Here is a 7,201-nt window from a genome sequence, read left to right as displayed (position 1 = left end):
CGGACACTTCACCGTTGTCGTACCCGGTCAGCAGCTCCTCCAGGGCGATCTTCTGCTCCAAAAACTGCTTTTTCACATAGGCGGCGTTCTGGGCGGTGTCGGTCATCCAGTCATCGATGCCGGTAATGTCAAAGGAATAGTTATGCTGTAGCTTGCTCAGTTCGTCGTTGGTTCCCTCAAGCTCCTCTTTCAAGGCCTTCACACTGCCTTGGCTTTCGCTGGTGTCGATATCCCCGACACTGCTCATCTTCTCGAAGGCTTCCCGGGCGCTGCTGCTCATGCCCTGAAGTTCTTCATTCAGATGGTTGTAGTGACCGGCCATTGCTCCCGCGATGGTGGCGCTTTCGCCCATGGCGGCGTTGTGCAGCTGGCTCATCTCTTTGCTGGTTTTGCCTACCTGACTCAAGGCGTCACCGGTCATCTCTGCCTGATCTTTCAGCTGCTGTAATTTCTGGCGGCTCGCTTCCGTGGCGGAGGTGTACTCCTCGAGGGAGAGTTCTCCCCGACTAAAGGCTTCGGCCAATGCCACACCCAGGCTGGCCAGCTCGGTTAGGGTTTCGGCGTTGCTGATCTGTGCCATCGCTTCGGCGGCGTCTTTAAAAGACTGTTTGGCGGTGTCAGCGGTTTTGGTCACCTCCTCCTGGATGTCTTTTTGTTTTGCGATTAATTCATCGGCGTAATTTTGCCAGAGCAGCTTCTGGCTGTCGGTCATGGTCTTTACGGTGTCGGTGCTTTTGGATATAGCGGCTTCGCTTTCTTCTGCAAAGGTGTCCCATATTCCGGTCAGCGAGTCCTTCACGTCGTTGGCATCCTCGGCTGCCTGTGAGGCGAACTCTTTCGTCAATGACTTTAAGTAGTCCGTTGTTCCTTTCAATTTTTCAGCAATGCCATCCAGTCCCAGGGCGTCGGTGACTTCCTCCCAAATCTTCACCACGCCATACAAAATGCCGGTATAGGCTGACGCAAACCCTTTGACGGCGACGATAAAGCTGTTAAAGAAAAATTTGATGGTGTTACTGGTGAATTGAAAAGCGGAGCGCATCTTGCCGAGGACAGTGCTGACGCTGTTAAAGGCTTCGGTGGCTCCCTGGACGAATTGTTCAAAGGAAATCGACGACAGCGACAACCGTAATGACTCCGCCATGCTGATAAACCCGTCGCTGATTTTCTGCGCCAGCTCCTGCAGCTTGCCGTTTTTCCCAAGCTCATCCAGTTTGTTACCGAATGCGGTCAGCTGCGTCTTAACGTAATCGAGCCATCCGGCATCGGCGATACTGTCTTTAAATTCCGTCCAACGGTCGGCCATATTCGACATCAGACCACTCAGCAGCCCCATGTTGGCCTTGGCGGCTCCCGCACTGCTTTTGCCGATCTCGTCAATCAGTCCCTTGATGGCTTCTCTGCCCAGCTTGCCGGCGCTGGATAGCTTCTGCAGCTCCTGGGTATTCTTGCCGGTCACCTTCTCCAATAGTGACCAAACGGGCACCCCTCGCTCGACCAGCTGCAGAATTTCTTCGCCCTGGAGCTTTTGCTTTGCCCAGGCCTGCCCCAATGCCAGGCTGATTCCTTTCAAACGCTCCATGCCGCCACCGAGCTTGGAGGTCTGGTCGACAATGGCCTGCAAGGTGCCATCCATCGGGTCTAGGCCGAAGTTTTTCAAAGCGGTAAAGGCATCAGCGACTTCCTGCAGTTCCAATGGGGTGTTTTTGGTGAACTCCTTTATCCACGCCATTGCCTGCTCGCCTTCGGCCATGCTGCCCATGATGGCGTTCAGCTGTACTTCCAATCGTTCAAACTGATCCCCGGTGTTTAATACTCCCTGCATGCCTTTTTTGATGGCGTAAAAGCCCACGCTGGTGAGTACCAGGTTGCGAATGCTGCGACCTAAACTCGCAAAGCGGTGTTCGGTCTGCTGGCTGGCTCTACCCATAGAGCGTAACCGGGCAGTGACTTTGGTGAAGGCTCCCTTGGCTAAATCCCGAGCCCGGATAACGATATTTAAAACACTGTTATTGCTGGCCATGGTTAGGTTCCTGTATGGATACCGGGTCAGCATGGGGAAATTATTTATTGTTTAGCAGGCAGGAAATTTCCGAAGAGGGAACTTTTTTAAGGTATTTTAATCGAAGTAAGAACATAAATTAAGCTTATAAATAATTGAATAATTGTAAGTAGAGTATACCAGTGATGATTACCCCTGCTTCGTATCAAAAATTTGAAGACAATTTACCACCTTTAATCAGTGGAGAACCTAAAGCTTGTTTCCTCTCTCTGCCGGTTGAAATACGAGAGCAAATATTTTCGATGCTCTCATTGAAAGATATATTGAGCTTAGGCGCAACAAGTAAAGAATACAAAAAATCATTAACTGACTGGTCAATCATGGCTGCAAAGTTAAAACAGCTTAATATGGAAATTACACACTTTTCTAAGTCTGAAATCAAAGCTATAAATAGCTACACATCTCCCAATACAGAAATTTATGAAGATAAACAATTTCAAAAAGCTTCATTTATTTTAGGAAAGCCACAAATTCAAGATATATTTGTAAGATTAACTTTCCCTTGCTACGACTTAAATATAGAGAGTAGTCGCACTTATGATTTGCACTCGTTCACTTTCGGCACTCTAGATAGTGGTGGTGTTTTTTTGAAGCTTCCCAGGCCTGACCTTCTTAAATCTCATCTTATTTATTGTGATCAATGGAAGCACTTTATATGGGAAGGGGAATATTTTCCAAGAGACAATAAACCATTTCATGCATTTTTATGCGCAGATTCAATATTGGAATTAACAGAACTTACTAAACGAGTCTGCTTAACAACCCCGCTTGCTGATCAAATCGATCGATTTAAAGATTATATAGAAGGAGTTTTTTTAAAAAGGCGCCCTAAAGCGCCTGCACCACTTTCATAAACTGCGAGATGCCACTGGCGGTGATGCTGCTATCTCTCAATACCTCAAATTCCATCGATACTTCTGCAAATTCATCACTGATAAAGGGCAGCCCCTGTACTGGCGAAAACTTTAAACGGTGCATGGTAATGCTCACCGGCTTTCCGGACTGCGCTTCGTTCATGCCGTCAAAGAACAAGGCAAACTCCTCGCCGGCTTCCACCAGTGCCTGCATGATCTCTTGCGGTGCTTTGGTGTAGCTCACCTTCACGCCGCCGTTATCAATAGCGCCGGTACCGATCACGACGATACCGTTGGCGGTCAGGTTGTAGTCAGTGCCTTCGGTCAGTGCGCTGTCCATATCGTCTTTCACGGTGATGCTCTGGCTATGGTCAGGGGCAAAGGCAAAGGGCAGCAATTCACCGTCGGTGCCGCTGGCGGCGATCACTTCATCGATCACTGAACCGCTGGCCTCTTCGCTCACCGCAGCTCTCAAGGCAGGCGCTAAACTGGCGGCGCTTAAATCCATTGCGGTCATGCTGCCGGTCACGCTGTCTATTCTTGAAACCACATTGACGTTGCCACCGCCCACGCTGGTGTAGTCTTTCTGTTCTTTCTTGTCCTCTTCAAAACTCACCTCGAGGGCGCTGCAATTGCCCACCGGTAAAAAGCCGGTACTGGCACTCAAACGCTTGAGGTAAATTTTGCCCTTGCCAATGTAGGAGCGATCTTTTGTAGCCATTGTTCAGTTCCTTCTGTGGTTCATGGTCTGGTCAGGGTCTGTTCCCAGGAGATGCCCCATAATGCTATCCCCTTTCGGTCTATCTCTCCGCTGTATAAATTTTCCGCTGAGATGCTGCTGGGCTTGACGGGTTTCAGGTAATTGGTGCCGAATCTATTAAACGGCAGCTGCTCGATAATGGCTTCGGTCAGTAACAGGGCACTCTCATGCCGTGGCTGGTTTTTGCTGTCGCTGCAAATCACAAAGGCGGCCATCAACAGGCTCGCCTCCTGGATGCCCTGACCGGTGACGCTGACACTCTGGGTGTTCTCAATGGAAACCCGCACTGCTTTTCTGGCGGTGAGCAGGCGACTCAGTTCGGTTTCGGTAAAACGGCCGGGATGACTTGCCACATCTGTCGTGTGGTTGACCAGTGCAGCTTCCAGGTGGTCGGTGATGGCTTTGAGGGCTTCGTTAAACATTGCGGTTGGCCACGTCCTTGACCCACTGCTCGATGGTCTGTTGAACCAGATTGATCTGGCGCTGCTCGATGGCCAGAAATGGACGGGCAGGAATGACCACTTTTTTTGCAAAAATGGTCTGACCGTTTTTCCCTGGAAAGGCAAGCACCTTCGCTTTCTTGGGTCTGATGGTGGCTCCGAAGTTGTGAACCGCTGCATATTTCACGTTGGTTCCTACTGCCACCTCGTCGTTGCCGGTTTTGTAGCTCAGGCTGTTTCGCAGGCGACCGGTGTCGCTCAGGATCTGCCCGGTTCTGATCTTCAAGGGTGCCCATGGTGTGCCATCCGGTGCATGCTGTCGGCGGAAATTCAGGCGGGCGTCGGTGAGCACTGCCCGTCCCAGCCGTGTAAATAGCGGCTTGCGATGCTGGTAAAGCATCACGGTATCCATCAGGTTCTGTATTTCCTGCTGGCCTTGCTCAAGGGATAACATCAGAAGTCCTCCAGGGTATCCCGGGTAAATAGCCGATCCTCCCGGCTGCGGGTGGTGCTGACTTCGGTGCTGGCGGTAGTGGAGGGTAGTGGCAGGACGGCGCTGCCCCGGACAATGTCCTTGAGCAGCTTCACGCTATCATCATAACGTTTTTCGACTTCGTCCAGCATGCGGCCATCGTATAAACGATAGCGGGCAATATCGGCGCAAAGCCTGACCACAATCTCAGGAATAACCGACAGCGGCAGGGTATAACGTACAGCCAGGTAGCTGTCTATTTCGTCGCTGGCATCGGTCAGGGCGGCGTCAATGGCGGCGGCGTCCATAGCACCAACGCCCGGGTCGGTGAGGCGAATAAGTTCATCCTCTCCAAACCGGGCGATCATGGCGGCGCTGTCGCAGTACTTCATTTTTTTCCCTTGCCTTTTGCTGACTTTTCATTAGCATTCGACGCTGGCTCTGATTCAGCGTAGTTAGCATCCAGCGCTACACTATCAGGTGTTGGATCAGAGCCATCTTCTGCATTTATGGGCTCTACTGCTTGACAAGCCAGCAACGCTTCAGCTGCCTGATCGTCCAGTTCCAACGTTTTCCCGACCTGATACAACGTGCCATCATGCCGTACGCTGTGGAGTGCTTTGTATTTCATAAGCGCCTCCTTAACCGCTAATGACACTTTCAAGGTGGTAAGCCACATCGTTACAAATGATCAGCTCGTCGACTGACTCACCCACTCGAATGGCTTCACCGCCACGCAGGCCAATGTTGGCATCCTGACGGGTACCACTGACTCGCTGGCCATGTTCGGCGGTCATGCCGAAGGTGACACCACGGTTCGGCCTGGCGGTGGGATTGCGGTAAATCAACGAGCAATCGTTGCCCCAGATGCGCTCCAGTTGCATCTCATGGCCGGGTCGGGCGCTGTTGTAATAGGCGGCTCCCACCAGAATCTCGTCAATTTCCAGCAGCTCACGAACAAACGACAAAGGCACAAGGCCGTCATCGGATACGGTGCCGTTAAAGGCTTTGACGATGCTCGGGTTACGGCGCAGGGCAACGGCGACCTTTCGACTGGTTATCATGACATTGGGGCGTTTGATGGGCGTTTCCAGGGCATCGGTCAATACCACCAGAGGCTTACTGTCGGCATGGCTCCACTGGTCGGTGCCGCTGAGGGTTTCCTTATGGGCATAGTTGGCTTTGTCCTGAACCTTGGCAGCGACTCGCTTTTCCCGATCCAGTGCAATGATTTCACTAAGCAGCTCTACGGCATTGCCCCGTGGATCAAAGTTGCTGTTAGTAGCGTTGTCTAAATCCTGCTGCGGGATATGGTCTTCCAGACCGTAATCCTGAACAAATCCCGCTTCTTCGGTGCCGCCGAATTCCACGACGTTTGGCTGACCTTTACGGCCGACTAACGTATCTGGAATCGTGAAACGGTCTTCAGTGTTGTACTTCGTCCACTTAAATTCCCTGGCACCCACAGGAACTCTTGGCAGCACCCGGTCTGCGATGAATTCATTGTTCATGTAAGCGATGGCAATAGCCGTCAGGGTCGGGTTGGTTTTAAACGGTGCGTTGGCCATGGTTCTCAGTCCTTGAGCGTGTTATGAAAAAGAGTCCTTAACCTTGAGCGATCAGGACGCTGATAAAGTCACCAGCCACAGCGTCTTCCAGGGCGATACCGATGACCCGGTCTGCGGCCTGTGTGGCGGTGATAACGTTAGCACTGGCATCGCTGGTCAGCACTTCCCCTTTACCGATATTCCCGCCTGCAATGGCTTCGGTAATACCGGAAAAAATCACATCCACTCGTCCATTGCTCTCGCTGCCGATCTGGGTGGTGACACCGATCAGGGCGTCCGTTGCCGCTGTCGCCTGTTTGACTTTCAGCTTGCCGGTGCCAAAGGTCACCAGCTTGCGACCTTCCAGTGTGCCGTCGGCGTAAAAGCTTTTTATCAGTCCGTCGTTTCTCATTGGCTTAGTCCTTTTGGCCGTTTGAAATATAAAAATGGTTAGCCCTGCTGTCAGGGTGGTTAGTGCTGAACTGAGATTCAGGGCCTACTATTAACTGCATGGTGGTATGACGTGTATTTATGGATAAATCTTGTCATTGCCTCACCTCAGTTGCTCTGCCACCATTTCCTTACTTTTCCACACTGCCTTTTTGAACCGCATTGACCGCTTGGGTGATGCTGACGGTTCTGCCTTTTTTGCGCTGCGCCTCCTGATACTCCAAGGCTTTCTGCGCCAGTTCGTTGCTGTTTTCCGGTGGCTGCTCCTGGTCATCTGCAGCGTGTTCTTTAAAGTCCACCGCCTTGGGTAACTTACCCAGGAACTCCTTCATAAAGGCCTGCTGACTGAAACTCTTTTTCTGCTCGCCTTCACCAAATTCCAGCACGTCTTTGTCGTTGTCGAGGCTGGCCATGAACTCTGCCAGCTGCGCTTTCTGGGCGGGCAGCACCTTACCGGCCTTTACCAACTCATCCAGGTCGCTGGCGATGGCCTGCTTCTGCAGTGCCGCTTCGCTGGCTTTGATGGCGGTCTCTTTCTCGGAAAAAGAGGCTTCCCGGTCTTTCAGGGCTTGCTCTTTCGCTTCCAGGTCAGCTTTCAGCTGCTTCAGTTCTTCTT

The 7,201-nt window shown here is 51.6% G+C and carries 10 protein-coding genes; 1 reads left to right on the top strand and 9 read right to left on the bottom strand.

Annotated features, from left to right (window positions below):
* The coding region (locus AK963_RS23400) for a tape measure protein (RefSeq protein WP_066017817.1) at positions 1 to 2,023 on the bottom strand (2,023 nt) is incomplete at its 3' end.
* A 164-nt stretch (positions 2,024 to 2,187) separates the two neighbouring features.
* On the opposite strand from AK963_RS23400, the gene AK963_RS23395 reads away from it, so the two are divergent.
* Positions 2,188 to 2,916 carry an F-box protein gene (locus AK963_RS23395; RefSeq protein ID WP_066017816.1) on the top strand — a complete coding sequence of 243 codons (729 nt, stop codon included), beginning with the start codon at positions 2,188 to 2,190 and terminating at the stop codon, positions 2,914 to 2,916.
* Here AK963_RS23395 and AK963_RS23390 read toward each other — a convergent pair.
* The 8 genes from AK963_RS23390 to AK963_RS33490 all read right to left on the bottom strand — a co-directional run.
* Entirely contained in the window at positions 2,891 to 3,637 is a 747-nt protein-coding gene (locus tag AK963_RS23390; RefSeq protein WP_066017815.1) for a phage tail tube protein, read from the bottom strand. The genes AK963_RS23395 and AK963_RS23390 overlap by 26 nt on opposite strands.
* Positions 3,638 to 3,657: 20 nt before the next feature.
* Positions 3,658 to 4,098 (bottom strand): hypothetical protein, encoded by a 441-nt coding sequence (locus tag AK963_RS23385; protein ID WP_066017814.1) that lies wholly within the window; start codon positions 4,096 to 4,098, stop codon positions 3,658 to 3,660.
* A complete protein-coding gene (locus AK963_RS23380) occupies positions 4,091 to 4,570 on the bottom strand; it encodes a phage virion morphogenesis protein (protein WP_066017813.1) in 480 nt (159 codons plus the stop codon). Before AK963_RS23380 ends, AK963_RS23385 begins: the two co-directional genes overlap by 8 nt.
* On the bottom strand, positions 4,570 to 4,980 hold the full coding sequence (locus AK963_RS23375; protein ID WP_066017812.1) for a gp436 family protein: 411 nt from the start codon (positions 4,978 to 4,980) through the stop codon (positions 4,570 to 4,572). The genes AK963_RS23380 and AK963_RS23375 overlap by 1 nt, the downstream gene beginning before the upstream one ends.
* On the bottom strand, positions 4,977 to 5,219 hold the full coding sequence (locus AK963_RS23370; protein WP_066017811.1) for a DUF7210 family protein: 243 nt from the start codon (positions 5,217 to 5,219) through the stop codon (positions 4,977 to 4,979). The genes AK963_RS23375 and AK963_RS23370 overlap by 4 nt, the downstream gene beginning before the upstream one ends.
* Before the next feature lie 10 nt (positions 5,220 to 5,229).
* On the bottom strand, positions 5,230 to 6,156 hold the full coding sequence (locus AK963_RS23365) for a hypothetical protein (protein ID WP_066017810.1): 927 nt from the start codon (positions 6,154 to 6,156) through the stop codon (positions 5,230 to 5,232).
* A 37-nt stretch (positions 6,157 to 6,193) separates the two neighbouring features.
* On the bottom strand, positions 6,194 to 6,547 hold the full coding sequence (locus tag AK963_RS23360; protein WP_066017809.1) for a capsid cement protein: 354 nt from the start codon (positions 6,545 to 6,547) through the stop codon (positions 6,194 to 6,196).
* Positions 6,548 to 6,716: 169 nt separating this feature from the next.
* The coding region (locus AK963_RS33490; protein ID WP_202969842.1) for a hypothetical protein at positions 6,717 to 7,201 on the bottom strand (485 nt) is incomplete at its 5' end.

This window comes from Endozoicomonas atrinae, assembly GCF_001647025.1.
Taxonomy (GTDB): Bacteria; Pseudomonadota; Gammaproteobacteria; order Pseudomonadales; family Endozoicomonadaceae; genus Endozoicomonas; species Endozoicomonas atrinae.
This window is presented reverse-complemented; position numbering and strand designations above follow the sequence as displayed.

Bases quoted from the DNA above. Each gene is read 5' to 3' on its own strand.
- AK963_RS23360 (WP_066017809.1), bottom strand. From the start codon at position 6,547: ATGAGAAACGACGGACTGATAAAAAGCTTTTACGCCGACGGCACACTG.
- AK963_RS23390 (WP_066017815.1), bottom strand. From the start codon at position 3,637: ATGGCTACAAAAGATCGCTCCTACATTGGCAAGGGCAAAATTTACCTC.
- AK963_RS23380 (WP_066017813.1), bottom strand. From the start codon at position 4,570: ATGTTATCCCTTGAGCAAGGCCAGCAGGAAATACAGAACCTGATGGAT.
- AK963_RS23385 (WP_066017814.1), bottom strand. From the start codon at position 4,098: ATGTTTAACGAAGCCCTCAAAGCCATCACCGACCACCTGGAAGCTGCA.
- AK963_RS23365 (WP_066017810.1), bottom strand. From the start codon at position 6,156: ATGGCCAACGCACCGTTTAAAACCAACCCGACCCTGACGGCTATTGCC.
- AK963_RS23395 (WP_066017816.1), top strand. From the start codon at position 2,188: ATGATTACCCCTGCTTCGTATCAAAAATTTGAAGACAATTTACCACCT.
- AK963_RS23370 (WP_066017811.1), bottom strand. From the start codon at position 5,219: ATGAAATACAAAGCACTCCACAGCGTACGGCATGATGGCACGTTGTAT.
- AK963_RS23375 (WP_066017812.1), bottom strand. From the start codon at position 4,980: ATGAAGTACTGCGACAGCGCCGCCATGATCGCCCGGTTTGGAGAGGAT.